Annotated in this window: 23 protein-coding genes; 15 read left to right on the forward strand and 8 right to left on the reverse strand. The window is 70.8% G+C overall.

From position 1 onward, the window contains the following. Positions 1-37: 37 nt before the first annotated feature. The 6 genes from VZQ01_RS30560 to VZQ01_RS30585 all read right to left on the reverse strand — a co-directional run bounded on the left by VZQ01_RS30560 (position 38) and on the right by VZQ01_RS30585 (position 7060). Positions 38-1882 carry an ArnT family glycosyltransferase gene (locus VZQ01_RS30560; RefSeq protein WP_426745372.1) on the reverse strand — a complete coding sequence of 615 codons (1845 nt, stop codon included), beginning with the start codon at positions 1880-1882 and terminating at the stop codon, positions 38-40. Further along, positions 1879-2829, reverse strand: coding sequence for a hypothetical protein (locus VZQ01_RS30565; protein ID WP_426745373.1), 951 nt, complete (start codon positions 2827-2829; stop codon positions 1879-1881). The genes VZQ01_RS30560 and VZQ01_RS30565 overlap by 4 nt, the downstream gene beginning before the upstream one ends. Continuing rightward, entirely contained in the window at positions 2816-3328 is a 513-nt protein-coding gene (locus VZQ01_RS30570) for a hypothetical protein (RefSeq protein ID WP_046715518.1), read from the reverse strand. The genes VZQ01_RS30565 and VZQ01_RS30570 overlap by 14 nt, the downstream gene beginning before the upstream one ends. Positions 3329-3387: 59 nt before the next feature. After that, a complete protein-coding gene (locus tag VZQ01_RS30575) occupies positions 3388-4356 on the reverse strand; it encodes a CarD family transcriptional regulator (protein WP_426745374.1) in 969 nt (322 codons plus the stop codon). 73 nt (positions 4357-4429) lie between these two features. Further along, positions 4430-4642, reverse strand: coding sequence for a hypothetical protein (locus VZQ01_RS30580; RefSeq protein ID WP_046715516.1), 213 nt, complete (start codon positions 4640-4642; stop codon positions 4430-4432). 87 nt (positions 4643-4729) lie between these two features. Next, positions 4730-7060, reverse strand: coding sequence for a serine/threonine-protein kinase (locus VZQ01_RS30585; RefSeq protein ID WP_426745375.1), 2331 nt, complete (start codon positions 7058-7060; stop codon positions 4730-4732). A 175-nt stretch (positions 7061-7235) separates the two neighbouring features. Here VZQ01_RS30585 and VZQ01_RS30590 point away from each other — a divergent pair, with 175 nt between their 5' ends. Together VZQ01_RS30590 and VZQ01_RS30595 are read left to right on the forward strand one after the other, a co-directional pair. Then, positions 7236-8180, forward strand: coding sequence for a phosphatase domain-containing protein (locus tag VZQ01_RS30590; RefSeq protein WP_426745376.1), 945 nt, complete (start codon positions 7236-7238; stop codon positions 8178-8180). 217 nt (positions 8181-8397) lie between these two features. Next, positions 8398-9177 (forward strand): hypothetical protein, encoded by a 780-nt coding sequence (locus VZQ01_RS30595; RefSeq protein WP_408889518.1) that lies wholly within the window; start codon positions 8398-8400, stop codon positions 9175-9177. A 3-nt stretch (positions 9178-9180) separates the two neighbouring features. On the opposite strand, the gene VZQ01_RS30600 is transcribed toward VZQ01_RS30595, so the two are convergent. After that, positions 9181-9807: a hypothetical protein gene (locus VZQ01_RS30600; RefSeq protein ID WP_426745377.1), complete on the reverse strand. Its 627-nt coding sequence runs from the start codon at positions 9805-9807 to the stop codon at positions 9181-9183. 319 nt (positions 9808-10126) lie between these two features. On the opposite strand from VZQ01_RS30600, the gene VZQ01_RS30605 reads away from it, so the two are divergent. Further along, positions 10127-11929, forward strand: a complete 1803-nt coding sequence (locus VZQ01_RS30605) for an acyl-CoA dehydrogenase FadE (RefSeq protein ID WP_426745378.1) — start codon at positions 10127-10129, stop codon at positions 11927-11929. A gap of 13 nt (positions 11930-11942) precedes the next feature. Here the strand turns inward: VZQ01_RS30605 and VZQ01_RS30610 are convergent, their stop codons facing one another. After that, the gene (locus VZQ01_RS30610) at positions 11943-12650 is read right to left on the reverse strand and encodes a PilZ domain-containing protein (protein ID WP_141326194.1); all 708 of its coding nucleotides are present in this window, start codon (positions 12648-12650) and stop codon (positions 11943-11945) included. Between the two features lie 264 nt (positions 12651-12914). On the opposite strand from VZQ01_RS30610, the gene mraZ reads away from it, so the two are divergent. From mraZ to murC, 12 genes are read left to right on the forward strand one after another with little or no spacing between them, the layout of a single operon-like run. After that, positions 12915-13367: a division/cell wall cluster transcriptional repressor MraZ gene (gene mraZ / locus VZQ01_RS30615; RefSeq protein ID WP_046715510.1), complete on the forward strand. Its 453-nt coding sequence runs from the start codon at positions 12915-12917 to the stop codon at positions 13365-13367. Between the two features lie 46 nt (positions 13368-13413). Further along, positions 13414-13800 (forward strand): STAS domain-containing protein, encoded by a 387-nt coding sequence (locus VZQ01_RS30620; RefSeq protein WP_223748271.1) that lies wholly within the window; start codon positions 13414-13416, stop codon positions 13798-13800. A 6-nt stretch (positions 13801-13806) separates the two neighbouring features. After that, positions 13807-14721, forward strand: a complete 915-nt coding sequence (rsmH, locus tag VZQ01_RS30625) for a 16S rRNA (cytosine(1402)-N(4))-methyltransferase RsmH (protein ID WP_223781833.1) — start codon at positions 13807-13809, stop codon at positions 14719-14721. Continuing rightward, on the forward strand, positions 14718-15122 hold the full coding sequence (ftsL, locus tag VZQ01_RS30630) for a cell division protein FtsL (protein ID WP_223748273.1): 405 nt from the start codon (positions 14718-14720) through the stop codon (positions 15120-15122). The genes rsmH and ftsL overlap by 4 nt, the downstream gene beginning before the upstream one ends. Beyond that, positions 15119-17140: a penicillin-binding transpeptidase domain-containing protein gene (locus VZQ01_RS30635; protein ID WP_426736463.1), complete on the forward strand. Its 2022-nt coding sequence runs from the start codon at positions 15119-15121 to the stop codon at positions 17138-17140. The genes ftsL and VZQ01_RS30635 overlap by 4 nt, the downstream gene beginning before the upstream one ends. Before the next feature lie 54 nt (positions 17141-17194). After that, on the forward strand, positions 17195-18718 hold the full coding sequence (locus VZQ01_RS30640) for a UDP-N-acetylmuramoyl-L-alanyl-D-glutamate--2,6-diaminopimelate ligase (RefSeq protein WP_223748275.1): 1524 nt from the start codon (positions 17195-17197) through the stop codon (positions 18716-18718). Positions 18719-18750: 32 nt separating this feature from the next. Continuing rightward, a complete protein-coding gene (locus tag VZQ01_RS30645; RefSeq protein WP_426745379.1) occupies positions 18751-20154 on the forward strand; it encodes a UDP-N-acetylmuramoyl-tripeptide--D-alanyl-D-alanine ligase in 1404 nt (467 codons plus the stop codon). After that, entirely contained in the window at positions 20154-21332 is a 1179-nt protein-coding gene (gene mraY / locus VZQ01_RS30650; RefSeq protein ID WP_046715503.1) for a phospho-N-acetylmuramoyl-pentapeptide-transferase, read from the forward strand. Before VZQ01_RS30645 ends, mraY begins: the two co-directional genes overlap by 1 nt. 24 nt (positions 21333-21356) lie before the next feature. Further along, complete coding sequence (gene murD, locus VZQ01_RS30655; protein WP_426745380.1) at positions 21357-22724, forward strand: UDP-N-acetylmuramoyl-L-alanine--D-glutamate ligase; 1368 nt, start codon at positions 21357-21359, stop codon at positions 22722-22724. A gap of 4 nt (positions 22725-22728) precedes the next feature. Further along, positions 22729-23892 carry a putative lipid II flippase FtsW gene (gene ftsW / locus VZQ01_RS30660; protein ID WP_223748279.1) on the forward strand — a complete coding sequence of 388 codons (1164 nt, stop codon included), beginning with the start codon at positions 22729-22731 and terminating at the stop codon, positions 23890-23892. Then, positions 23889-25034, forward strand: coding sequence for an undecaprenyldiphospho-muramoylpentapeptide beta-N-acetylglucosaminyltransferase (gene murG, locus VZQ01_RS30665; RefSeq protein WP_426745381.1), 1146 nt, complete (start codon positions 23889-23891; stop codon positions 25032-25034). Before ftsW ends, murG begins: the two co-directional genes overlap by 4 nt. After that, positions 25031-26449: a UDP-N-acetylmuramate--L-alanine ligase gene (murC, locus tag VZQ01_RS30670; protein ID WP_223748281.1), complete on the forward strand. Its 1419-nt coding sequence runs from the start codon at positions 25031-25033 to the stop codon at positions 26447-26449. The genes murG and murC overlap by 4 nt, the downstream gene beginning before the upstream one ends. Positions 26450-26454 lie beyond the last annotated feature (5 nt).

A 26454-nucleotide genomic window follows, 5' to 3' on the forward strand; every position in this document is an offset into this window, starting at 1 on the left:
AGGGCCCCGTGGGTCATCACGGGGGCCTCGTCGCGGCTCAGCGAGGCTCGGGCCGCACGTAGACGATGACCTGCGGGGTCTCGTCCAGGTACAGCCCCGTCGCCGGCGTGCGCGTGTTGAACGCCTGCCACGTCTGGAACTCGTACTCGCGGAACTCCTGGTGGTACTGGTACGCGACGATGTCCGCCTCGAAGGGGCTGCCCACCGCGCGCAGGTCCGGCCGGAGCATCCCGTTGCGCTGGTAGTCGCGGAACGAGCCGCCGTGCACCTCATGCAGGAATAGCCGTGCGTTCGGCTTCGCGTGCTCGTTGATCCACGGCAGCACGCCGGTGACGTGGCTGGACCAGAACTGCCGCTGCATCCCCAGCGTCGCCGCGCCGGGCAGCCCTCCGGCCAGCTCCGAGTACGCCGCCGTCCCGTAGGGGAACACGCGCGCCGAGTACACCAGCGCGGGCGCCAGCAGCACCGCGAACACGGGCGCGAGCACGGCGAGCGCGGGCACCGAGGGCTTCTTCTCGCGCAGCCGCTCCAGGAGCGCCGTCGAGCCGCGCGACACCGCCTGTCCCGCGAGCAGGCCCAGGAACACCATGGACGGGAACCAGTGCTTCACCCCGCCGAAGTGCGGCACCTGGGGGTGGCTGATGATGAGGATGGACGTCACCGCGTTCACCCCCACCAGCGCCTCCACCATCGTCACCGGCCGCACCCACGCGCGCGTGCGCTCCCATTGCCCCAGCACCCCCCGGCCCGCGAGCGCGAGGAAGCCCGTCACCATGGGCGCGAAGAGGCTGGTGGGCACCGTGAGCGCCGTCTTCACCAGCACGTACGCGAGCGGGAAGGGGGGCTCGCGCAAGAGCGTGCCCAGGTAGAACCAGGCGTAGTGGTTGTGCTTCGCGTGGAAGGCCAGGTACCACGCGGTGCGGTCCACCGGGTGGTGCCAGAGGTAGGGCCAGTGCAGGTAGAAGATGATGGGGCCGAGCACCGCCATCGCCGCGATGGGGACGAGCGCCCGCGTCACCTGTGCGTTCACCTTCTCCACGCCCTTGAGCAGCCACGTGCCGCCGACGGCCAGCCCCATGAACAACAGCGTGTGGGGGCTGAGCAGGAAGAACTTCCGTTGGAAGCCCTCGCCGCCGCCCAGCGACAGGATGAGCAGCCCGTAGAGCACCGCCACCGAGGCGAACAGGCCGACGAAGCGCAGCAGCCACCCGCGCGCCTGGGGCTCCGTCCCGCTCGCCTCCCACGCGCGCCACAGCGCGAAGGGCGTCAGCACGAAGGGGAGGAACAGCGCGTTGTGCTTGGCCGTCAGCGCCAGGCCGAAGGCCACGCCGCACGCCACGCCCCAGCGCACGTCCTCCAGCGCGCGCCAGAAGCAGTACACGACGAGCAGCCACAGCGCGGCCACCGGCACGTCGAAGCACGCCAGCTCCGCGTTGAAGTACTGGCGCGGCACCAGCATGAACGCGAGCGCGGCGAACAGCCCCGCGGCGCGGCCGTACAGCGCGCTGCCGAACAGGAAGCTCAGCGCGGGCACCAGCGCCGCCAGCGCGAACGCCGGCAGCCGGAACGCGGCGGCCGAGCGCATCCACCCCAGCGTGTCGTGGAAGAGCAGGTGGCTCAGCCCGAACAGCGTCTTCATCAGGACGGGGTGCTCGTGGTTGTAGTCCCACGCGCGGACGATGGCCGCGTCCGTCAGCGCCCGCGTCGGCGACTGGAACAGCTGGCGGAACCAGCCCGCGTACCCCTCCGCCGCGGCGAAGTAGACGCTCTCGTCGCGAGTGAAGCCCACGTGGCCTTCGGTCCACCACAGCGCCACGAAGGCCAGGGCCCACAGCGCCCACGCCCAGCGCTTCTCCTCGCGGGTCGCCGGCCTGCCCGTCATCCCTTCACTCCCACCGCCGGCTCCACCGCCAGCACGTCCAGACACACCTGCCGCCGGTCCGGATTGCGCGAGCGGACCCACACCTTCACCGTGCGCGGCGCGCCCGGGGGCAGCCGCACCTCGGCCTTCTTCATGCCCTCCTGGCCCGGCGCGATCGCCACGTCCAGCAGTCGCTCGCCGCTCGCCGCGTCGTCCACGCCCAGCAGCGCCGTCGTCAGCTGCGCGTCCTTGGGGAAGGCGTACTCGAAGATGATGCCGCCCTCGAGCCGCAGCCCCACGTCGCCGGGCACGCCGTCGAACTCCGCCACCAGCTTCTGGTCTCCCGGCGGCGCGGGCATCCACAGGCAGTGGCGCGGCTCATAGAGGACCTCGTGCCACTCGGCTGCCACGTAGATATTGCCCTGGCCGGGGCAGCGGTGCGCCGAGCCGTTGAAGGGACACGCCTGTCGCGCGCCGTCGTCCGACTCCAGGTACACCCGCGCGCGGGAGACGACGTCGGAGGCCGTGAAGCGGCGCGGCCGGTGGCGCCCGTTCTCGTAGAGCGTCAGCGTCAGCGAGCCCTCGCGCTCGGGTTCCCCCAAAGCGCGGCGCTGGGGCAGGAAGTCCTTCAGGAAGGCCGCCTCGTCCGAGCGCGGCAGCTCCGGCTGTCCCAGCACCCAGACGCGCGGGTGCGCGGACAGGTCGTCGGTGTCCGAGCCCAGGTAGCCGTAGACGGGCAGGCCCGGAGGCACGAACAGGCGCGCGCGCTCCGTCCACCAGGGGAACAGCAGCACCGCGTCACCGGGGCGGGCCTGCGACTGGAGCCGCCGGGCCACCGCGCGATAGCCCTCCTCGGTGGGGAGCTTGCCCGGCAGCCGCAGGTGGAAGAGCAGGCACAGGAGCGCGACGAGCAGCAGGCCCCCCAGCTCCAGGAGGGGCAGCGCGCGTGGGAGGCTAGGACTTCGCAAGACGAATCTTCTGCTCGCTCTTTTCCCGGCAGAAGGTGCAGAAGATGGGCTCACCCTGGGAGAACGACGGCGTCCAGGGCGGATACATCGAGCACCGCGGGTCCAGGCAGTGGTGCAGCTCCCACAGGTGGCCGAGCTGGTGCAGCGCCTGCCGCGCCACGGGCTTGAAGCCCGTCTCCAGGTCCTTGTGCGGCTGCAGCGAGATGATGGAGCGGTCCTTGCCCTGGCGCGCGAAGCCCGGGGTGGGGGCCACGCCGCTGGGCAGCTCGCGCTCCTTGAGCTTGCGCGTGGTGAGCAGCAGCACCTTGTCGTCCTGATAGGCGCGGATGCCCTTCACCTGGTCCAGCAGCTTCTCGGCGTCCAGCGGCTCGCCCAGCCCCGGGGGGATTTCGGCGCTGCCGGAGTGCTCGCTGCCCACGCCGAACGCCGTGTAGAGCGTGCGGTTGAGCTTGGCGAGCTGCTTGTCGTCGAAGGGGTCCAACGTCACGACGCGAATCACGGGGAATCACCTCGGCGCGAAGAGGGCCCGCGTCAGGGCCCCCTGGATGGTGTTGGCGGTCAGTCCTCGCTGTCGGCGGGCTTGGCCTTGGGCGGACGGCCGCGCTTCTTGGGCGCGGCGGGCGCCGCTCCCTCCACTTCGGGCGGCTTCGGCTTGGGAGGACGGCCGCGCTTCTTGGGCGCGGCGGGCTCGGCGCCCTCGGGGGGCGCCTCCGGCTTCGGCTTGGGAGGACGGCCGCGCTTCTTGGGCGCGGCGGGCTCGGCGCCCTCGGCCTCCGCGGGCCTGGCCTTGGGAGGACGGCCGCGCTTCTTGGGCGCGGAGGACTCCTCATCGCCCTTCTCCTCGGACGACTCCTCGCCCTCCTCCTCGGAGGCGCTCTCCTCGTCGGACTCGGACTGCGGCTCCTCGTCGGAGGGCAGGTCCAGGTCTCCGTCGAGCCCCAGCAGGTCTCCGTCGAGCCCCAGGTCGTCCTCGTCGCCCTTCGCGAACTCGGCGGCGGTGCGCTTGGGGCGCTCGCGGCCGGGCGGGAAGAGGACCAGGTCGATGGCGTCCTCCGCGTTGACCTCGGCGGTGCCGAGCGCGGTGGCGACCTCCGACACCAACAGGTGCCGGGCGTTGTCGTACAGCTCACGCTCCTTGGTCGGCAGGGGGCGCAGCTCGCTCAGGACCTGGAGGTCCTTGACCACCTCGGCGAGCCCCAGGATTCCGCCCTGGGTCATGCGCTCCTGGTTGGTGCGTGCGCGCTGCTTCCAGTCCAGGTCGGCCTTGTCGCCGTCGGAGCGCAGGAACGCGAAGAGGTTCTTCACGTCGTCGGGGCTGGCGACCCGGCGCACACCGATGGCCACGACCTTTTGCTGGGGCACCATCAGGAGGGCGTTGTCCTCCTCGCGGCGCATCGTGACGAAGATGAGCTTCTGTCCCGCCACTTCCTTGGTGTCGATGGCGGTGACGCGGCAGACACCCTGATTCGGGTAGACGACCCGGTCGCCGACCGCGAGCTGGTTGAGTGACGCGGACCCTTCAGGCATGTCCCCCTCGCGGGCAGGTAGACGTCAAACGGAGGCCCGGGCTTAGCACCGAGTCGCGCTCGACGCCACGAGATTACCGGTGAACCGACGCCGTGCGTTCGCCCGTCCGCTGAGCCTCCAAAAGGATGCCCAGCAGCTCCTTCTGCCGCGCGTCCAGCGCCGCCTCCACCTGCGCCTGCGTCGGCTCCGCCTCGCTGCTCCCGGGACGCGCGTCCACGCGGCCCGACAGCCCCACCGTCCCGAGCACCACCGCTCCCACCACGGCCACTGCCACCAGCTTCAACATGTTGAGCCCTCCTTGTCGCTCAGGGTAGGGGGAGCGACTGGAGGATCAACTTTTCGGCGACAGGCCGCTGCACGGCTGTAGCAGGGCTCACTGCGCCGTGCGGCCGTGGCGGTGCTCGGCGGGGGCCGTCTGGCCGCCGGTGGGGTGGACCACGGGGATGACCTCCAGGAGGAGGGTGCCGGTGTTGTCGGCCAGGTTGTCGTCCGGGAAGGCGAGCTGGAGCCACGACGCCCCCCTGAGCCGGGTGGGCTGCCCCACCTCCAGGAGCGCCAGGCCGCTGGGCGAGCCCTCGGGACCGGGGCCGGTGCCCACCAGGCCGAGCACCCGGCCCACCGGGCCTCCGCCCAGGCCGCGGGTCCGGGCGGGCTCGGCGGTGTAGCGCAGCACCACGTCGTACGTGGTGCCCGGGTCCAGCGCGCGGAGCACGAAGCGGTCCGCGCGTGACAGCTTCACCGCGTGCTGGCGCGAGTCCAGGCGGAAGGGCGCGAGGCTCGCTCCCCCCAGCTCGCGGATGCACACCTGGAGCCCGCCCCGGTTGTCGTCCCGGCGGGCATCCAGCGCGAAGACGTGGAGCACGGACGCGTGGCGCACCAGCTGCTCGTCGGGGCCGAGCACGCCGAAGGAGTCGTGCGCGGGCAGGTTCGCGTCGCCCTCCAGGAAGTAGCCGGCGTGCTCCACGGACATGGGGCCGCCCAGCGACATGCGCCCCTCGGTGTGCACCAGGTACGTGCGGGCCGGGTCCAGTTGCACGCGGGCGGCGTTGGTGACGGGGACGCGGAAGGCGTGGCTCACCGCGGACAGGCGGATGCCGCCCGGGGCCCAGTCCATCTCCGGTACGGGGGGCGCGTGGTGCGCGCGGGCCGACATGGCGGACGCGGCCGGAGTGTTCATCCGAGGACGAAGCCGCGCGTGCACGGCCAGGGTGGTGCCCCGCTCGGCGCGGACCACCTGGCTCCAGGGCACCATGCCGGGGATGTGGACCTCCAGCAGGTGCTCGGCGTCCGCGGGCAGGTGGGTGAGGAGCGCGGGCGTGAGCGTGTCCAGCGGGCGGCCATCCACGCGGATGTTGGCGCCCGGCGGCGACGAGCTGAGCTCCACGGAGAAGGTGCCGTTGCGCCCCAGCATCATCACCACCAGCGCCACGCCCATGGCCGCGAGCACCGGCGTCCCCAGCGCCATGGCGTTCGGCACGCGAGGGCGGAGCGGCACTGGCGCGTCGGTGGTCGGCGCGGGCTCGGGAGGAGGGGCCTCCGCGGTGGGCGCGTCGGAGGACGGGCCGGGGACGGCGGGGATGGGCTGGGTGGTGCGCTCGCGGCGGCCCTCGGGCGGGCGGGGCGCGGCGGGCGACTCCAGCGGCGTTTCGAGGGGCGCGGACGGCAGCTCCCGGAGGAGGGTGCGGCGCTCGGCGAGCGGGCGCGTCCAGCGGGCCATCTGCCCCAGGAACTCGCGCGGCAGCAGCACGGGGCGACCGTCCGCGACGAGCTCGGTCTCGAACAGGTAGCCCATGAAGTGGGCCAGCGCGCTGGTGGAGACGTCGGGCGTGGCGGTGTGCAGGTAGCGGGTGAGGACCTCCGCGAAGGCCTCGGCGGTGGGGTAGCGCTGCTCGCGCTCCACCGCGAGCGCGGTGAGGAGGATGCGCTCCAGGGCCGGCGGGATGTCCGGCTCCAGCTCGCGCGGCCGGGGGAAGTCGCCCACCGCGATTTTCCGCATCACGTCGGTGACGGAGCCCTCGAAGGGCAGTCGCCCGCACAGCGTCTCGTACAGCAGGGTGCCCGCGGCGAAGATGTCCGCGCGCGCGTCCAGCTCCCGGCCCCGGGCCTGCTCCGGCGCGAAGTAGGCGTACTTGCCCTTGGCGTCGCCCGCGTCGGACTCGTAGCCGCCCGCCATCCGCGCGCGGGCGATGCCGAAGTCCACCAGCTTCACCTGACCCTCGAAGCTGAGCAGCACGTTCTGCGGGCTGACGTCGCGGTGGATGATGTGCAGCGGCCGGCCCCGGTCATCCAGGCGCGTGTGCGCGTATGCCAGCCCCTTGAGCACCTCCACCGTCACCAGCAGGGCGAGCGGCTGCGGGAGCGTGTACAGTCCCTTCTCACGCGCCCGGCGCAGCACGCGCGACAGCGGATGCCCGTCCACCCACTCCATGGCGATGAAGTACTGGCCGTCGACCTCGCCGAAGTCGAAGACCTGCGCGATGTTGCCGTGGCTCAGCCCCGCCGCGATGCGCGCCTCGTTGACGAACATGGAGACGAAGGCGCTCTGGTCCGCGTAGCCGGGGAGGATCTTCTTGATGACCACCGGCTTGGTGACACCCGCCACCGCCGTCATCCGGGCGCGGTAGATCTCCGCCATGCCGCCCGTCGCGATGCGCTCGAGCAACGTGTACTTGCCGAAATCGCGCCCTTCGGACGGGTGCTCCACGTGTCTTCCGGCTCCTCTGGGCGCACCGGGCCGATGTGCTACCCCACCACGACGCCCTTCGATGACCGCGTGAAGCTATCATCAAGGTCTCCGTAAACATTAACACGGGAAAATTCCGTTGAACACGCTTGCTCGATGGTTTGTCCTGCTTGGATTTCTCTGCGCGCCCCGCGTCATGGCGGCGCCCGCGGTGTTGCTGACGCCGGTGTTGGGGCAGCCGGAGCGGGTGATGTTGCAGGGGCGGGTGCTGAAGGAAGCGCCCGGTGACGGCAGCTCGGCGTTGACGCGCAACGTGCGTCGCCTGGCGGCTCGCAACTGGGAGGGCGCGAAGGTGTCGGTGCGCTTCCAGGGGGTGACGGCGACCCTCACCAGCGGGCATGACGGTGGGTTCGAGGTGAACCTCCTGCCGCCCGAGGGCAAGGCCTTCGAGGTGGGGGCGTTCGAGGCGGAGGCGTGGGTGGAGGGCGCCGCCACGTCGGCGCGGGTGGAGGTGGTGCCGGCGGCGACGCCGCTGCTCGTCGTCTCCGACTTCGACGACACGGTGGTGGTGACGCAGGTGACGAAGCCGACGAAGCTGGTGCAGACGGCGCTGCTCAAGGACGCGGACGAGCTGGAGGTGGTGCCGGGCATGTCGGCGCTCTACGGGTGCCTGCGGGGCGGCGTGCCCTCGGCGTTCGCGCTGGTGAGCGGCTCGCCCGTCCAGTACCTGCCGCGCGTGAAGTCGTTCCTGACGCGGCACGGCTTCCCGGCGGGGTTCGGCGTGTACCTGCGGGACCTGGGGCCCGGCTCGCTGTCCGACTACAAGCAGCCCATCATCCGACGGTTGCTCACGCAGTTCCCGCAGCCGGTGGTGCTGGTGGGGGACTCGGGTGAGAAGGACCCGGAGGTCTACGCGCAGATTCGCGAGGAGTTCCCCGGACGCGTGAAGGCCATCTACATCCGTGACGCGGGGCGCACGAAGGACCCCCAGCGCTTCACGGACATGGTGCTCTTCCAGGACGCGCGCCAGGCGGCGGAGCACGCGGTGGGCCTGGGGCTCGCCGACGCGGCCTGTGTCGCGAGCACGCTGCCGAAGCCCGCGCAGACGCCGCCCGCGACGGCCAGCCCGTCACCCCCGTGACGTCTTGCGTTGAGGTCATGACGCGCGGCTGGATTCATGACGCACCGGGATGTCGCATGCGAGTGTTTCAAGGCGGGGAGGTGGGCCGGTCGTCGGAGGTGTCCTCGGGGACGCGGGCGGGGGTGACGTCGTGAGGTTCGGGGCGGTGATGGCGCGCGGATGCATTCATCGAGCGGCGCGAGTCTCGGGGCGACGATGGCTCGGGGGCCTTTTGTGCATGGGGCTCGCGCTCACGGGCTGTCGTGAGGAGAAGCCCGCGCAGCCCCTGCAGTCGCTGAAGCCCGAGCCGCTCCCGTCGCTGACCCCGGGGACTCGGGCCACCGCCGCCGACGACGGGGGCGCGCGGCCCCGGGTCGATGCTCCGGTCTACGGAGAGAAGCTCCCCGCTGGAGCGCTGCGGATGGCGCTCGCGGGTGAGCAGGTGCGCGTGGACGCGGAGACGTTCGAGCCGATGAACCCGGACTCCCTCGCGCGCCTGGCCTCGCGGGTGAAGGGCCGGGACGTGCTGCTCGTGCCGGACGCGGACACGTTCCTGGCGCAGGTGTCGGAGCTGTTCGCGGTGCTGCGGGACTCGGCGGGCTCGGTGTGGCTCGCGCATCCGGACGCGCCCGTCGCCTATCGGTTGGTCCTCCGCGACGAGGAGGGCTTCCGCGAGTGGCTGGCGGAGGTGGCCCCGGGGAAGCTGCGCATCATCCAGCGCGCGGATGGGTTCGAATTGAGCACGAGCGTGGGCAAGCTGCCCGGCCCGGACGCGAACGGCCCGTCGGTGCCGGTGCGCGAGGGGCGTCAGGACCTCGCGATGCTGCGCCGGGGCCTGGGGCTATTGAAGGGGCGCTTCAAGCAGTCCGAGGACATCTGCCTGGTGCCCTCGTTCGGCACCGAGGTGGCGCAGGCGGCCAGGGCGCTCGGAGCCGTGTACACGTCCCCGGGCGAGCCCCTGTTCGAGACGCTGTGCCTCGTCTACCCGACGCCTCGGCGCGCCGGGGACGCGGGCTGAGCCTCAGGGCTCGAAGCCGAACTGGAACAGGTCCGACAGGCCGTTCGCGGTCCACGCCCGCGAGCCGACCCGCAGCGTGTCGTGGAAGCGTCCCATGACCGCGGGCCTGCCATCCGGGGTGACGGCGACGGTGCCCTCATCCAAGCCGGGGCTGCCGCGGTCCTGTCCGCCGGGGAAGGTCCGCACCCAGCGCCACGAGCCGTGGATGCGGTCGAGCTTCGCGACGTAGACGTTGGCGGCGCTCGCCGCATTGCCATCAGGAACTCCCAGGGCCGCCGTATCCGGGCTGAGGCCCTGGTAGCCGCCAATGAGGGTGACGCCGTCGTTCAGGTCCATGGCGATGGCGTCGATGTCGAAGGCGAAGTTCCACGCCCAGCGCTCCTCGCCGTCGCGTGTCCAGGCGGCGACGAAGGCGTCCTGGTCGATGCCGAGGTTGGCGGTGGATGAGTGCTCCCGTGCCGCGAAGGTGAAGGTGTTGGCGAACGTGCCGACCGCCACCACGCGGTTGCCGTGCGTGGCCACGCCGAGCGCGAAGCCGACGGCGCCGTCCAGCCGGCGGCGCCACTGGGGCTGCCCGGTGACGACACCCGCGACGAACAACGCCACCAGCACGCTCGCGCTCGTTCTCATGACAGCCACCCTTCCCTGGAGGCGGAGCGCCTCCGGCCTGGAGTGAGGGGCCATGGGTGGTCATCGTGAGCGGTGTCGACGTCTGCGGGACCCCTGTGACTGTCGCTCACGCCACAGGCACGGGGCCCCGCACGTTCCGCTGCGCGGAAATACCGGACGCGAAGTGCGGAAAGCCGCGGGGAACGGACAGGCCCGCAGCGAGAAAAGGGCTGGCCCGCTTGCTTCTCCCCCTAAGATGGCGCGCTTCATAGCTTGCACGGTGGGCCGTGTGCCCGCCGGCGGAAGGGGTGTTCCTTCCGTTCACCTTGGGAGGTCTTGGATGGCCGCAGTGAATGAGCCCGCCGCGTCGAAGGAAAACCCCACCGGAGGTGCCTTCCTGTTCCAGGAGGTCGGCGCTGCCCGCGTCCTCACGCCGGAGACCTTCACGGAGGAGCAACGGCTCTTCTTCCGCACCGCGCTCCAGTTCAGCCGCGAGCAGGTGGTGCCGCAGTCCGAGCGCATCGAGCACAAGGACAACGCGCTGCTGCGCGAGCTCTTGCGACAGGCGGGCGAGCTGGGCCTGCTGAGCACGGACATCCCCGAGGCCTACGGCGGCACGGGCCTGGACAAGACGACCTCGCTGCTGCTCGCGGAGGCGATGGGCCTCAACGGCTCCTGGTCCGTGACGTTCGGCGCGCACGTGGGCATCGGCACGCTGCCCATCGTCTGGTTCGGCAACGCGGCCCAGAAGGCGAAGTACCTGCCGAAGCTCGCCACGGGCGAGTGGGTGGCGGCGTACGCGCTCACCGAGCAGGGCAGCGGCAGCGACGCGCTGGGCGCGAAGACGAAGGCGGTGCGCTCGCCGGACGGCAAGCACTGGGTCCTCAACGGCTCCAAGCTCTACATCACCAACGCGGCCTTCGCGGACGTGTTCGTCGTCTTCGCCAAGGTGGACGGTGACAAGTTCACCGGCTTCATCGTGGAGAAGGACACCCCGGGCTTCAGCGTGGGCCCCGAGGAGCACAAGATGGGCATCCGTGGCTCGTCCACGTGCCCGCTCTACTTCGAGGACGCGAAGGTGCCCGCGGAGAACCTGCTGGGCGAGGTGGGCCGAGGCCACAAGATTGCCTTCAACATCCTCAACTACGGCCGGCTGAAGCTGGGCGCGGGTGTGCTCGGCAGCATGAAGCTCAACCTGGCCAACGCCCTGCGCTTCACCCAGGAGCGCAAGCAGTTCGGCACGGCCATCGCCGACTTCCCGCTGTCGCGCGAGAAGCTGGCGCGCATGGCGATGCTCGTCCACGCGGTGGAGAGCATGACCTACCGCACTGCGGGCCTGGTCGACGCGCGCCTGGCCTCGCGGGACAAGAGTGCCCCGGACTTCGAGGCGCACCTGCTGGCTGCGGTGGAGGAGTACGCCATCGAGTCCTCCATCATGAAGGTCTACGGCTCGGAGGCCCTGGGCCACCTGCTGGATGACGCCGTGCAACTGCACGGTGGCGCGGGCTTCATCGAGGAGTACCCCATCGAGCGCGCCTACCGCGACGCGCGCGTCAACCGCATCTTCGAGGGCACCAACGAGATCAACCGCATGCTCATCACGGGCATGATCCTCAAGCGCGCGGTGAAGGGTGATTTGCCGCTGTTCTCCGTGGCGAAGAACATCGCGGACGAGCTGTCGCGCGGGGAGCGCCCCCGCGCCCGCACGGAGGACGCGCTGGCGGCGGAGGAGGTCGCCGCGGAGAGCACCAAGCGCCTGGCGCTGCACGCCCTGCGCATCGCCGCGGAGAAGTTCGGCCCGGAGCTGGAGAAGCACCAGGAGGTGCTCGCCGCGCTCTCCGACGTGATGATGGACGCGTTCGCGCTGGACTCGCTCGTCACGCGCACCCGGCAGGTGGCCGCGGGAGGGCAGGTGGACCCGGTGCGGCTGGCGCTGGTGCGCCTGTTCGCGTTCGACAGCGCCCCGCGCGTGTACGAGCGCACCCGCCGCGCCCTGTGCGCCACGCTGGAGGGCGACGCGCTGGACAAGGAGCTGACGCGCCTGCGCACGCTGGACGTCTTCACGCCGTACAACCCGGCCCAGTTGCGTGAGACGGTGGTGACCGCCGTCGAGGCCGCCGGCGGCTACCCCTTCGCGGAGTAGCCTCCCGCCGCCCTCACGGCATCCGCGTCACCGCGTCCATGCCGAAGCTCACCCGCGCCTTCCACGGCGCGGGGGGCAACGAGCTCAAGGCCAAGAGCGCGTCCAGCCGCTCCTGCATGGGCGCGCGCAGCCGGCCGAACGTGGCGCCGAAGCCCGGCGTCGCCTCGGTGGCGTTCTTGCGCGGCGTGGACGCGGTCCACACCACCTCGCCGTGCAACAGCAGCGCGCCGCCCGTCAGGTCCATCTCCAACAGGAACGGCGTGCCCACGCGCACGTGGCGGGGCAGGGCGGGCGCCATCACGTCCAGCCCCACGCCGCCGCGCGAGATGTCGCGCACCAGGAAGGCCGGCGACAGGGGCGTCGCCTCCACCGCGCGCAGGTGCAAGGGCAGCCGGGGGAAGCGGCGCAGCCCCTCCTTCTCCTGCACGGAGAAGATGCGCTGGAGCACCGCGTCCAGCGCGGAGCGGTCCTCGGTGGCGCCGTACCGCACCGTGAGCAGGTAGTCGCGCTCCGGGCGCGGCTCCACCTGCACCACCTCGCCCAGCACCTCCACGGGCCGCAGCGCGCCTCCGGCGTGCAGCTCGAAGGTGAAACGGGTGCCCAGCGGCAGGCTGCGCCGCGTGTGGAGGGTGGCGCCGCCTTGACCCACGCTGCGCGTGTACTCCCCCACCAGGGACTGCGGGCTCTTGTAGGCCACCTTCAGTCGCACGTTCGTGTTCACGCACCCGTCACTCTGCGCCCTTCTCGGGGGGAGCTCAAGTTTACCCCAGCGCCACGGGTAGGGCGCCGCGCCGCGCCAAACACCTGACCTTCCAGGTGTGACGGGTTGTCCGGATGTCGGCGTTGCACTGGCGGCGTGTTCCAACCTGTTGCGCTTTCTTGACCCCCCCCATGTGGGCGCGTATGAATGCCGCCCGGTAGTGGCAAGAAGTGGGAAGGAGTGGAGCTTCATCCCTTGATGGGCTGAAAAGGTGGATCGCCCCCCGTGTTCCGAGGCGTCTATGAGCACCAGATCGACGCGAAGGGGCGGACCAGCCTCCCGGCGAAGCTCCGGGAGACCCTGGTGGGGGCCTACGACGAGCGGCTCATCGTCACGACCGCGCTGGACCGGTGCCTGCACGCCTACCCGGTGCGGGAGTGGGAGGCGCTGGAGACCTCCCTCGCGCGGCGAAATCCCATGGAGCCCGGGGTGAAGACGCTGATGCGCCTGTACGTGGCCAGCGCCCAGGAGTGCCCGCTGGACCGGCTGGGACGGCTGCTCATCCCGCCGTCGCTCCGGACGTACGCGGGGCTGGAGAAGGACGTGGTGTGGGCGGGGATGGTGAAGGTCATTGAGCTTTGGAGCCGCGAGGGCTGGGCGAAGGCCCAGGAAGAGGCCCGCCAGGAGGCGGCCTCCGCGGACGTGATGAAGGTGCTCTCCGAGCTGCGGCAGCCGTAGTCCGGAAAGTCGACAGAGGGCTGAAGTCCCCAGAGGGTGACACCGTATGAATCAGGTTCTGGAGGTGCGGCGAGGAGCGGCGAGCGCGCTGGCGGGTGCCGGGCGCGTGGAGACGCTCATGCTGGAGGGCGAGCTGAGCGAGCAGGACCTGCTGACCCTGTGCGACGAGCTCACCCAGCGCATGCACCGGGGCCTGCGTCAGGTGGTGCTGGACCTGTCCGACGTCGGCCACCTCAACTACAAGGGCGTCAAGCCGCTGATGGCCCGCGCCGAGGCCTTCCGCCGCACCGGTGGAGATTTGAAGCTGTCCGGCCTGTCGCCGTACCTGGCGGCCATCTTCCGGGCCGCCGGCGCGCACGACGCCTTCGAAATCTACCCGCACATGAACGACGCTCGCGCCGCCTTCGGCCTCGCGCGGGCTCCCTTCGTCTGAGTGCTCGTGGGGGCCTTGGAATTCCAGCACCACACCGTCCTGCTGCGTGAAGCGGTGGAGCTGCTGCGACCGGGAGCGGGCAAGGTGATCATCGACGGCACACTCGGGGGTGGTGGCCACACGGAGGCGCTCCTGGCCCAGGGCGCGTCCGTCGTCGGCGTGGACCGCGACCCGGTGGCGCTGGCGGCGGCCACCTCCCGGCTGGGCCCCAACCCCCGCTTCCAGGGCCGCGCCGGCAACTTCGCCGACCTGCCCCGCGTCACCCAGGACCTGCTGCCGGTGGACGGCGTGCTCGTGGACCTGGGCGTGTCCTCGCCCCAGCTGGACGTGGCCGAGCGCGGCTTCTCCTTCAACAAGGACGGCCCGCTGGACATGCGCATGGGCCCGGACGGCCCCACCGCCGCGGAGCTCATCGCCACGCTGGACGAGCGCGAGCTCAAGCACATCCTCGAGGAGTACGGCGAGGAGCCCTTCGCCCGGCCCATCGCCCGCGAGCTCAAGCGCGCGCTGCCCACGCGCACGCTGGAGGCCGCCGAGGTCGTCAAGCGCGCGGTGCCGCGCAAGGCGTGGCCCAACCGCATCCACGTGGCCACCCGGACGTTCCAGGCGCTGCGCATGGCCGTCAACCAGGAGCTGGAGGCGCTGGACGCGCTGCTCTCCGCGTTGCCGGGCCTGCTCAAGGTGGGCGGGCGCGCCGCCGTCATCTCCTTCCACTCGCTGGAGGACCGGAAGGTGAAGGAAGCCTTCCGCGCGCTGGAGGGCCGCTGCACCTGCCCTCCGGGCCTGCCCGTCTGCGTCTGTCAGAGCGTGGGCAACTTCAGCGTGGTGACGAAGAAGGCCGTGTCCGCCTCGGAGGAAGAGGTGGAGGTCAACCCCCGCTCTCGGAGCGCGCACCTGCGCGTGGTGGAGAAAGTGCGATGAGCAAGGCGTCGTCCCAGCGTGGCTCCGTCTCGGTGACGGGCGTGCTGCTGCACCTGCTGCCCGCGGTCCTGCTGTTCACCCTGTTCGCGGCGGTGGGCATCCTCCACGTCACCAGCCGGGTGATGGTGGTGGACATGGGCTACCGGCTGTCGCGCGAGGAGGCCGAGAGCCGCTCGCTGACGCGGGAGAACGACCGGCTCAAGCTGGAGCTGGCCACGCTCAAGGCCCCCGGTCGGCTGGAGCGCGTCGCGCGTGAGCAGCTGGGCATGAGCATGCCCGCCGGCAGCGCGGTGGTGTCGCTGTCCGCGGAGAAGCCCTCTCGCGCCAGCGCCTCCGCCCAGGCGCCCCAGGACCCCAAGCCCGCCGTACGCGTGGCTGGCCGTGGAGGCGCGGGCCGGTGAGGGACTTCAAGGCGACCCGGGCTCCGGAGCCCAACGCGAAGGGGCTGAAGCTGCGGGTGCAGCTCTTGTTCGGCCTCTTCCTGCTCCTCTTGGGAGTCGCCTTCGGTCGCGCCGTGCAGCTGCAGGTCTTCGAGCAGGAGAAGCTGCGGGGGATGGCGCAGGACCAGTACGTCCGCCAGATTGAGATTCCCGCCCGGCGCGGCGACATCTTCGACCGGCGCGGCACGCCGCTCGCCCAGAGCGTGGAGGTGGACTCCGTCTGGGTGGACCCGTCGATGCTGCCCGACGTGCGCCAGGCCTCGAAGCAGCTGGCCAAGGCCCTGAAGGTGGACGCGGACGAGCTGGCCGCGCGCCTGGCCCGCTCCAAGCGCTTCGCCTGGGTCAAGCGCCAGGCCAAGCCCCAGGAGGTCGCCGCGGTGAAGGCGCTGGGCCTGCCCGGCCTGGGCTTCACCAAGGAGCCCAAGCGCTTCTATCCCCAGCGCGAGCTGGGCGCGCACGTGATGGGCCTGGTCGGCATGGACGGCAAGGGCCTGGAGGGCCTGGAGAAGGCCTTCGAGGACGAGCTGTCCGGGCAGAACTCGCGCATGTCCGGCTTCCGCGACGCCAAGGGCCGCAAGCTGCTGGTGCAGGGCGCCACCGACCCCCTGGAGCGCCAGGGCGCCGCCGTCACGCTGACCTTGGACCGCCACCTCCAGTACGTGGCCGAGAAGGCCCTGGCCAAGGCGGTGGAGGAGGCCAAGGCCGTCGCCGGCATGGTGGTGGCGCTGGACCCCAAGACGGGGGAATTGCTCGCGGTGGCCAACCACCCGCGCTTCAACCCCAACACGCCCGAGTCCAGCTCCCGCGGCGGCATGCGCAACCGCGCCGCGCTGGACACCTTCGAGCCCGGCTCCACCACCAAGCCCTTCGTGGTGGCCACCGCGCTGGAGGAGAAGGCGATTACGCCCGACAGCGTCTTTTTCTGCGAGAACGGCGCCTGGCGCGTGGGGCGCCACACCATCAACGACACCCACTCCTACGGGTGGCTGGCGCCGCAGGGCATCCTCCAGGTGTCCTCCAACATCTGCATGGCCAAGATCGCCCAGGTGCTGGGCCGCGAGAAGATGGTCGCCGGCTACCACGCCTTCGGCTTCGCCGAGCGCACGGGGCTGTCGCTGCCCGGCGAGGGCCGGGGCGTCATCCCCTTCCCGAAGGCCGAAGTGTCCCTGGCCACCCAGTCCTTCGGTCAGGGCATGACGGCCACCGCGGTGCAGATCGCCGCCGGCTATGGTGCGCTGGCCAACGATGGCGTGATGATGCGCCCCTACCTGGTGTCGAAGGTGGTGGACCCGGACGGGGTGGTTCTGCTGGAGAACCGTCCCACGGAGGTCCGCCGGGTCGTGTCCAGCAAGGTCGCCCGGCAGGTGGTGGGCATGCTCGAAAGCGTGGTCGTCAAGGGAGGCACCGCGCCCCGGGCGGCCATGGATGAATACCGGGTGGCGGGCAAGACGGGCACCGCCCAGAAGGCGGACCCCGTGGCCCGGGGCTACTCGGACAAGCGTATCGCCTCCTTCGTCGGCATGGTGCCGGCCGAGGATCCTCGCATCGTCATCCTCGTGGTGGTGGACGAACCCAAGACAGACGTGTACGGGGGGCTCGTGGCTGCCCCTGCTTTCAAGGAAATTGCGACCGCCGCCATGGCCCACCTGGCCGTGCCTCCGTCTCGGACGGTGGCACCCGGGACGGCCGTGGCCGCCGCGTCCCCCGCGCCTGGCGCGGCGAAGCCGGTGGCCCGAGCGGCCGTCGAGCCCGCCCGCCCGGCGTTGGAGGAAGCGGTCTCGGAGAGCCCTGAGCCCGGCACGGTGCGTGTGCCGGACGTCCAGGGGGCCGGGGGGCGTGAGGCCGTGGTGAAGCTGCTCGCCGCGGCGTTGGAGCCACAGGTACTGGGAAGTGGTCGTGTGGTGTCTCAAACCCCCGCCGCCGGCTCGCTGGTGGAGAAGGGGGCCCGGGTGACGCTGGAGATGGCGACGCGGCAATGAGGCCGCGCTTGCTCCAGGCCCCGCGCTTGCAATGCGTGTGAAGAAGGGGAAGAGATGAAGCTGACGGATGTCCTCGCAGGGTGTGGTGCCGAGCAGACCTCGGGTGGTCGTTCCGCGGTCGACGTCACCGGTGTGACCCAGGACTCGCGGCATGTGAAGCCCGGCGACTTGTTCGTCGCCATTCCCGGCACCAAGGAGGATGGTGCCCAGTTCATCGGGGAGGCCGTGTCACGCGGAGCCGTGGCGGTGGTCTCCGAGAAGCCGGTGCCCTCCTCGCAGGTGCCCTTCTTCAAGGTGGGCAGCGCGCGCAAGGCGCTGGCCCTCATCGCGGCGAACTTCCATGGCCGTCCGGCCGACAAGCTGACGTTGCTCGCCGTCACCGGCACCAACGGGAAGACGACGACGTCCTTCCTGCTGGAGGCGATGAGCGCGGCGGCCTACGTGTCCACGGGTGTCATCGGCACGCTGGGCTACAAGTTCGGCGGCAAGACGGTGCCGACGGCGAACACGACGCCGGACCCGCTGGAGCTGCACCGCATCTTCAAGGAGATGGTGGACGCGGGCGTGGAGACGGTGGTGATGGAGGTCTCCAGCCACGCGCTCGCGCAGGAGCGCGTGCACGGGCTGACCTTCAAGGCCGCGGGCTTCAGCAACCTGAGCCGCGACCACCTCGACTACCACAAGGACATGGAGGACTACTTCCAGTCCAAGCGGAAGCTCTTCGCGGAGAACCTGTCCGCCTCGGGCGTCGCGGTGGTGAACGGCGACGACACCTACGCCAGCCGCATCTACAACGAGCAGCGCGGCCAGAAGAAGATGGCGTGGAAGTTCAGCCGTCAGGGCAGCGGTGAAATCTCGGCCTCGGACGTCACGTTCTCGCTGGATGGCATCAAGGGCACGCTGAAGACGCCCTCGGGTGACATCGCGCTCAAGAGCAAGCTGTTGGGCCCCCACAACCTGGAGAACATCCTCCTGGCGGTGGGCATCGGCATCGGCGCGGGCTTCTCGCGCAGCGACGTGAAGGTCGGCATCGAGCGGATGACGCCGGTGGAAGGCCGCATGGAGCGCGTGGAGAACTACGGCCCGGGCGGAGCGCCCGCGGTGCTGGTGGACTACGCGCACACGGACGACGCGCTCAAGCGCGCGCTCGAGGCGGCGCGCTCCTTGGCCAAGGGCCGCGTCATCGTGGTCTTCGGCTGCGGTGGGGACCGGGACAAGGGCAAGCGCCCGCTGATGGGGCAGGTGGCCGCGGAGGCCGCCGACGTCGCCGTCATCACCAGCGACAACCCGCGCACGGAGGACCCGGACGACATCATCGCCCAGGTGACGCCGGGCCTGGAGAAGGCGGGGCTGCGCCGCATCTCCGCCGCCAAGGTGAAGTCCGGTGAGAAGGGCTACCTGGTGGAAGCGGACCGCCGCGCCGCCATCGAGCAGGCCATCGGCCTGGCGACCGGGGAGGACGTGGTGCTCATCGCCGGCAAGGGCCATGAGACCTACCAGCAGGTGGGCCAGGAGAAGCACAAGTTCGACGACCGGCAGGTGGCCGCCACGGTGCTGGCCGCCCGCAAACCCAGCTGAGACAAGGCGCGCGAGGCGGGCCCTCACACCCCATGGCAGCTCGATTCAGCGACGAAGAGGTGGTGCAGGCGACCGGGGCGACCCGGCGCCTGGGGCCCGGACCGACCGCCTTCGAAGCGGTCTGCACGGACACGCGGGCACTCACCCCGGGCTGCCTGTTCGTGGCGCTCGTGGGTGAGCGCTTCGACGCGCACGCCTTCGTGGACGCCGCGGCCAGGGGTGGCGCGGCGGGCGCGGTGGTGGGAAGGGGCCGCGCGCTGCCGGCGCTGCCCGAGGGCTTCGTGCTGTACGAGGTGGAGGACACGCTGATGGCGTTGGGGGCCCTGGGCCGCCACCACCGTCAGCGCTTCCGCATCCCCATCTGCGCGGTGGGCGGCTCCAACGGGAAGACGACCACCAAGGAGATGGTGGGCGCCATCCTGGCCACGCGCGGGCCTGCCCTGAAGACGGAGGGCAACTTCAACAACGAGATTGGTGTCCCCCTGACGCTGTTCCGGCTGGAGCCCCAGCACGTGGCGGCCGTCATCGAGGTGGGGATGAACCGCCCGGGTGAAATCGAGCGGCTCACCCGCATGGTGCGCCCCGACGCGGGCGTCATCACCGTCGTCCAGCCCGAGCACCTGGAGGGGCTGGGCAGCCTGCAGGGCGTGGCGGACGCGGAAGGGGAGATGTTCCAGGAGATGGGGCCGGGCACCACCATCGTCGTCAACGCGGACGACGCGCTCATCCCCGCGCAGGCCGAGCGCAGCACGGCGAACCGGCTGACGTTCGGCCGGACGGACGGCGCGGACGTGCGGCTGGTGTCGGTGGAGACGAAGGGCCGCGACGGCATGGTGGCCACGGTGCGTCACCTGGGCCGCGAGTGGCCGGTGCGCCTGGCGTTCATCGGCCCGCACAACGCGCAGAACGCCACGGCGGCCTTCGCGGTGGCGCTGGCGCTGGGCTACACGCCCGAGGAGTGCGTGCGGGGGCTGGAGGCGGCGCGGCCGTACTCGCGGCGGCTCAACGTGCTGGACGGGCAGGGCGGCGTGACGGTCATCGACGATTGCTACAACGCCAACCCCGCGTCCATGGACGCGGCGCTGGAGACCCTGGGCACGCTGGTGCCCTCGGGCGGCCGGGCGGTGGCGGTGCTGGGCGACATGTTGGAGTTGGGCCCGGGCGAGCTGGAGGAGCACGCGCGCCTGGGCGAGCAGGTGTCGGGCAAGGCGGCGCTGGTGGCGTTCTTCGGCCCGCGCTCGGCGGAAGGCTTCAAGCGCGCGGGGCTGGCAGAGGCCGCGGCGCATTTCACGGAGGTGGAGCCGCTGGTGGCGTGGTTGACGCCGCGGCTGCGCCCCCAGGACGTGGTGCTGGTGAAGGCGAGCCGCGGCATGCGGCTGGAGCGGGTGGTGGCCGCGTTGACGGGCACCCCGACGTCCTCCGGAGGAAACCACTAGTGCTGTACCTGCTCTACGAGCTCATCCAGAACACGGAGGCGGGGCGCATCCTCAACTTCTTGCGCTACCCCACCTTCCGCATCATCGCCGCCGGGGTCTTCGCGCTCGTGCTGGGCATGCTCATCGGCCCGCGCCTCATCGCGAGGCTCAGGCTCAAGCAGCACGGCCAGAGCAACGTGCGGGAGGACACGCCGGACTCGCATCAGAAGAAGAAGGGCACGCCCACCATGGGTGGCGCGCTCATCCTCATCTGCATCGCGGCGGGCACCCTGTTGTTCGCGGACCTGAAGAGCCGCGTCGTCTGGGTGGTGCTGCTGCTCACCTTCGGCTACGGCTTCATCGGCTTCCTGGACGACTGGCTCAAGCTGTCCAAGCGCAACTCCAAGGGCCTGGCGGGCCGCAAGAAGATGGTGCTGCAGACCTTCTTCTACCTGGTGGCGGTGTTCGGCCTGCTCACCACGTGGACGCAAGCAGACGGCTCGTTCGGCCCCACGCTGCTCATCAACACGCGGCTGACCTTGCCCTTCATCCCCTCGCACTGGTTCAACCTGGACCTGGGGTGGTTCTACGTCGTGTTCGCGTGGGTGGTGGTGGTGGGCACGTCCAACGCGGTGAACCTCACCGACGGCCTGGATGGCCTGGCCATCGTGCCGACCATCGTCTCCGCGATTACGTTCGCGGTGCTCTGCTACGTGGCGGGCACCACGCTGAGCATCGCCGACTCGGTGACGGTGGGGGGCACCACGAAGCTGGTGGCCACGCCGCTGTACCAGTACCTGGGCATCCTCCAGGTGAAGGGCGGCGCGGAGCTGGCGGTGTTCTGCGCGGCCATCGTCGGCGCGGGCATCTCCTTCCTGTGGTTCAACACCTACCCGGCCTCCGTGTTCATGGGCGACATCGGCTCGCTGGCGCTGGGTGGGGCCCTGGGCGGACTCGCCGTGCTGTCCAAGAACGAGGTCGTCTCCGCCATCATCCACGGCATCTTCTTCGCGGAGGCGCTGAGCGTGATGATTCAGGTGGCCTCGTTCAAGATGACCGGCAAGCGTGTGTTCAAGATGGCGCCGGTGCACCACCACTTCGAGCTCAAGGGCCTGGCCGAGCCGAAGATCATCGTCCGTTTCTGGATCGTCTCCATCCTCTGTGGTGGCGTGGCGCTCCTGTCGCTGAAGCTGCGCTGATTCCCCCAAGGGGTGGTGCCTCCCATGTCGCTCTCGCTGTCCGGGCAGAAGGTGTTGGTGTACGGGCTGGCGAAGAGCGGCGTCGCGGCGCTCCGCCTGTTGTGTCGGCAGGGCGCGAGCGTGACGGCGCTCGACGCTCGCAGCGAGGAAGCCCTGGGCGACGTGGCCCGTGAGGTGAAGGCGCTGGGGGCCGCGCTCGTCACCGTGCCCGCGCCGCCGGGCCTGTTGGAGTCGCAGGCGCTGGTGGTGGTGAGCCCGGGCGTGCCGCTGGCGCTGCCGGAGCTGCGCGCGGCCGCCGCGGCCCGGGTGCCCATCTGGGGCGAGGTGGAGCTGGCGTGGCGTGCGCTCACCGCCGTACCGCTGTTCGGCATCACCGGCACCAACGGCAAGAGCACCACCACGGCGCTCACCGGGGAGCTGTTCGCCAAGGGCGGCCGGCGCACCTTCGTGGGCGGCAACCTGGGGCGGCCCTTCAGCGAGGCGGCGCTCACGCCCTCGGACTGGGACGCGCTGGTGGTGGAGCTGTCCAGCTTCCAGCTCGAGGGCATCCAGTCCCTGCGCCCGCGCGGCGCCGCCATCCTCAACCTCACGCCGGACCACATCGACCGGTACGCGAGCCACCAGGAATACGGCGAGGCCAAGGCGCGCATCTTCCAGCACCAGCGCGACGGCGACTTCGCGGTGGTGAACGCCGACGACGCGGCCGTCATGGGCCTTGCGACCCAGGCCCGCGTGCCGGTGTACGGCTTCAGCGTCACGGGCCGGCCGGTGGTGGACGCGCCGAAGCTCGCGGGGCTCGCGGTGGCGAAGGACGGCGGCTTCCGGCTGGAGTTCCTGGGCGAGTCGTACCGGCTGGACAACCGCGCGCTGCGCGGCGCGCACAACGCGCAGAACGCGATGGCGGCGGCGCTCCTGGCGCGGCTGGGCGGTGTGCCGGCGGACGCGGTGCAGGCGGGGCTGGACAGCTACCCGGGCCTGCCCCACCGGCTGGAGAGCGTGCGGGTGCTGGACGGGGTGGAGTGGGTGAACGACTCGAAGGCCACCAACGTGGACTCGGTGCTGGTGGCGCTGCGCGCCTTCCGGGACGGGGTGTGGCTGATTGCCGGCGGCAAGGGCAAGGGCGCGCCGTACGCGCCCATGGTGGAGGCGGGGCGGGGCAGGGTGAAGGGCGTGCTGACCATCGGCGCGGATTCGGAAGCACTCGCCCGGGCCTACGAGGGGCAGGCGGCGGTGCATGCGTGCGGCACGCTGTCGGCGGCGGTGGCGAAGGCGCGCGAGCTGGCGAAGGCGGGGGACACGGTGCTGCTGTCGCCCGCGTGTGCGTCGTACGATCAGTTCAAGAACTTCGAGGACCGGGGCGACAGCTTCAAGCGCCTGGTCGGAGCGCTGTGACGGCATGAAGACCTCTCCTCCGTCGAACGCTCCCGTGCGGTTCGACCCCATCCTCCTGTGCGCGGTGCTGGCCCTGGTGACGATGGGGCTGGTGATGGTGTACTCGGCGAGCGCGGTGCTGGCGCAGGACAAGCTCGGCGACAGCCTCTACTTCTTCAAGCGGCAGGTGACGGCGGCGGGCATGGGCCTGGTCGCCATGGCCGTGGCGATGAAGGTGGGGTGGCGCAAGCTGGCGCGCTGGGCGTATCCGCTGCTGCTGGCGGCCATCGTCCTGCTGGTGCTGGTGGCCATCCCCGGCATCGGCTCGACGGCGGGCGGCGCGCGCCGCTGGATTCGGCTGCCGGGCTTCAGCCTGCAGCCGGCGGAGGTCGCCAAGTTCGCGTGGGTGGTCTACCTGTCGTACTCGCTGGCGAAGAAGCGCGAGAAGGTGGCGACGTTCTCCGTGGGCTTCCTCCCGCACCTGGCGCTGTGCGGCATCCTGGTGATGCTTTGCATGCTGCAGCCCGACTTCGGCAGCAGCGTGCTGCTGGTCTTCATGCTGTTCGTGCTGCTGTTCGCCGCGGGCGCGAAGCTGAGCTACCTGGTCGGCTCCATCCTGCTCGCGCTGCCCCTGGCGTACGTGGCGATTGCGTCCAGCCCGTACCGCATGAAGCGCATCCTGGCGTTCCTGGACCCTTGGGCCCACCGGCATGACGTGGGCTACCAGGTGGCCGAGTCGCTGATGTCCATCGGCTCCGGCGGCGTGTCCGGCCTGGGCCTGGGCGACGGTCGGCAGAAGCTCTTCTTCCTGCCGGAGGCGCACACCGACTTCATCTTCGCCATCCTCGGCGAGGAGACGGGCCTCATCGGCGTGGGTGTGCTGGTGGTGCTCTACGCCATCGTCCTGTGGCGCGGCGTGCGCGCGAGCCTGGCGGCGGGCGAGTCGTTCGGCACGTACCTGGGGCTGGGCATCTCCTCCATCATCGCCTTCCAGGCCACGGTGAACATGTGCGTGGCCATGGGGCTGCTGCCCACGAAGGGGCTGACGCTGCCGTTCGTCTCGTACGGCGGCTCGTCGCTGGTGGTGCTGATGGGCGCGGCGGGCGTGTTGTTGTCGCTGAGCGCCAGCGCGCAGGGGGCGCCGAGGGGCGCCCGGTCGGGCTCGGAGCTGAGGGAGGTGGCGGCGTGAAGGTGCTCATCGCGGGAGGCGGCACGGGAGGGCATCTGTTCCCGGGCATCGCCCTGGCGGAGGAGGTGGTGACGCGTCACCACGCCAACGAGGTCGTCTTCGTGGGCACCGAGCGGGGCCTGGAGGCGCGGGTGGTGCCGCGCGAGGGCTATCCGCTGGAGCTGGTGAAGGTGCAGGGCCTCAAGGGCAAGGGCTTCTTCTCCCTGCTCAAGGCGCTCATCGCGCTGCCCCTGGCGTTCATCGAGTCCTTCCGCATCCTCGCCCGGCAGAAGCCGGACGTGGTGGTGGGCGTGGGTGGCTACGCGAGCGGGCCGGTGGTGCTGGCCGCGTGGCTGATGGGCATCCCCACCGCCATCCAGGAGCAGAACGCGCTGCCGGGCCTCACCAACAAGGTGCTGGGCAAGGTGGTGCGGGTGGTGTTCATCGCCTTCGAGGAGGCGCGCCAGTTCTTCCCCGAGAAGAAGGTGCAGCTCATCGGCAACCCCATCCGTCGCAAGCTGATGGACAACTACCTGCGCAGCCACGTGGCGCACGAGCACTTCTCGGTGCTCGTCTTCGGCGGCAGCCTGGGCGCGCGGGGCTTGAACCAGCGGATGCTGGAGGCGCTCGACTCGCTGGGGGACTTGAAGGGCGAGCTGCGCTTCGTGCACCAGACGGGCAAGAACGACCTGGAGATGGTGCGCAAGGGCTACCAGGACAAGGGCTTCGACGCGGAGGTGGTGGAGTTCATCGACGACATGTCGAGCGCGTACGCGAAGGCGGACCTGGTCATCTGTCGCGCGGGCGCCACCACGCTGGCGGAGCTGACGGTGTGCAAGAAGGCCAGCATCCTGGTGCCGTTCCCGCATGCGACGGATGACCACCAGACGGTCAACGCGCGGGCGCTGGTGGACGCGGGCGCGGCGCTGATGTTCCAGGAGTCGGAGCTGACGGGCGCGAAGCTGGCGGAGACCCTGCGCGCGCTCAAGGCGCACCCCGAGCGGCTCAAGGGGATGGAGAAGAAGGCGGCGCTGCTCGGCCGTCCGGAGGCGGCCAAGGAGTTGGCCGACGTGTGCGTGGATTTGATGGTGCAGACCTGGGGCCCCAGTGGCCGCGAGCGCGCCACACCCGAAGCGAAGAAGGCGCCCAGGAGCGAGTCGTGACGAGGAACAAGCCCCCCAGTCTCTTCAAGACGCGGCACGCCGCGCAGGTGCACTTCGTGGGCATCGGCGGCATCGGCATGAGCGGCATCGCCGAGGTGCTGCTCAACCTGGGCTACCGGGTGTCCGGCAGCGACTTGAAGGAGAGCGACATCACCCGGCGCCTGACGCGCATGGGCGCCACCATCTTCGAGGGCCACAAGGCCGAGAACCTGGTCCAGGCGGACGTGGTGGTCATCTCCTCGGCGGTGCGCAAGGACAACCCCGAGGTCGTCACCGCGCGCCAGCGCAAGATTCCCGTCATCCCCCGCGCGGAGATGCTCGCGGAGTTGATGCGGCTGAAGTACGCGGTGGCCGTCGCCGGCAGCCACGGCAAGACGACGACGACGTCCATGGTGGCCACGGTGCTGAGCGCCGCGGGCCTGGACCCGACGGCGGTGGTGGGCGGCAAGGTGAACGTGCTCGACTCCAACGCCAAGCTGGGCAAGAGCGAGCTGATGGTGGTGGAGGCGGACGAGTCCGACGGCAGCTTCCTCAAGCTGCACCCGTCCATCTCCATCGTCACCAACATCGACCCGGAGCACATGGACCACTACGGCTCGCTGGAGGTGCTCCAGTCGGCCTTCGTGGAGTTCTGCAACCGGGTGCCCTTCTACGGCCTCAACGTGCTGTGCCTGGACAACCCCAACGTCCAGGCGCTCCTGCCGCGCATCGAGAAGCGCTTCGTCACCTACGGCAGCTCGCACATGGCGGACTACCGCCTGGAGAGCATCACCCTGGATGGGTTCACCACCACGTTCCAGGCGTTCCGCCGGGACGAGGCGCTGGGGGAGTTCCGGGTGCGCATGGTGGGTGCGCACAACGCCTTCAACGCGCTGGCGGTCATCGCGGTGGCGGAGGAGATGGACATCCCGCTGGAGACGGTGCGCACGGCGCTGGCCGAGTTCGGCGGCGTGCAGCGGCGCTTCACGGTGAAGGGCGAGGCGAAGGGCATCACCGTGGTGGACGACTACGGGCACCACCCCACGGAGGTGCTGGCCACGCTCGCGGGCGCCCGGCGCGCCTTCGGTCGCCGGCTGGTGGTGGCCTTCCAGCCGCACCGCTACACGCGCACGCACGACTTGTTCAAGGACTTCACCACCGCGTTCAACGACGCGGACCTGCTCTTCGTGACCAACGTCTACGCCGCCGGTGAGGAGCCGATTCCCGGCGCCACGGGTGACGCGCTGGCGGACGCCATCCGCGCGCACGGCCACCGCGACGTGACGTTCGTCCCCAAGCGCACGGACCTGCCGGCGGCGCTGCTGCCCCGGCTGCGCGAGGGGGACCTGGTGCTGACCTTGGGCGCGGGTGACATCACCCACGTGGGGCCGGACCTGCTCGGCCTGCTGGGCCATGCGGCTCCGACGAAGGGCTAGCGCGA

It is taken from the genome of Myxococcus faecalis, from assembly GCF_050039385.1.
Lineage (GTDB): Bacteria > Myxococcota > Myxococcia > Myxococcales > Myxococcaceae > Myxococcus > Myxococcus fulvus.

Coding starts and splice junctions, on each gene's coding strand:
- VZQ01_RS30560 (WP_426745372.1), bottom strand. CDS start 1,882: ATGACGGGCAGGCCGGCGACCCGCGAGGAGAAGCGCTGGGCGTGGGCG.
- VZQ01_RS30575 (WP_426745374.1), bottom strand. CDS start 4,356: ATGCCTGAAGGGTCCGCGTCACTCAACCAGCTCGCGGTCGGCGACCGG.
- VZQ01_RS30580 (WP_046715516.1), bottom strand. CDS start 4,642: ATGTTGAAGCTGGTGGCAGTGGCCGTGGTGGGAGCGGTGGTGCTCGGG.
- VZQ01_RS30590 (WP_426745376.1), top strand. CDS start 7,236: ATGGCGGCGCCCGCGGTGTTGCTGACGCCGGTGTTGGGGCAGCCGGAG.
- VZQ01_RS30595 (WP_408889518.1), top strand. CDS start 8,398: ATGGGGCTCGCGCTCACGGGCTGTCGTGAGGAGAAGCCCGCGCAGCCC.
- VZQ01_RS30600 (WP_426745377.1), bottom strand. CDS start 9,807: ATGAGAACGAGCGCGAGCGTGCTGGTGGCGTTGTTCGTCGCGGGTGTC.
- VZQ01_RS30605 (WP_426745378.1), top strand. CDS start 10,127: ATGGCCGCAGTGAATGAGCCCGCCGCGTCGAAGGAAAACCCCACCGGA.
- VZQ01_RS30620 (WP_223748271.1), top strand. CDS start 13,414: ATGAATCAGGTTCTGGAGGTGCGGCGAGGAGCGGCGAGCGCGCTGGCG.
- ftsL (WP_223748273.1), top strand. CDS start 14,718: ATGAGCAAGGCGTCGTCCCAGCGTGGCTCCGTCTCGGTGACGGGCGTG.
- VZQ01_RS30640 (WP_223748275.1), top strand. CDS start 17,195: ATGAAGCTGACGGATGTCCTCGCAGGGTGTGGTGCCGAGCAGACCTCG.
- VZQ01_RS30645 (WP_426745379.1), top strand. CDS start 18,751: ATGGCAGCTCGATTCAGCGACGAAGAGGTGGTGCAGGCGACCGGGGCG.
- murD (WP_426745380.1), top strand. CDS start 21,357: ATGTCGCTCTCGCTGTCCGGGCAGAAGGTGTTGGTGTACGGGCTGGCG.
- ftsW (WP_223748279.1), top strand. CDS start 22,729: ATGAAGACCTCTCCTCCGTCGAACGCTCCCGTGCGGTTCGACCCCATC.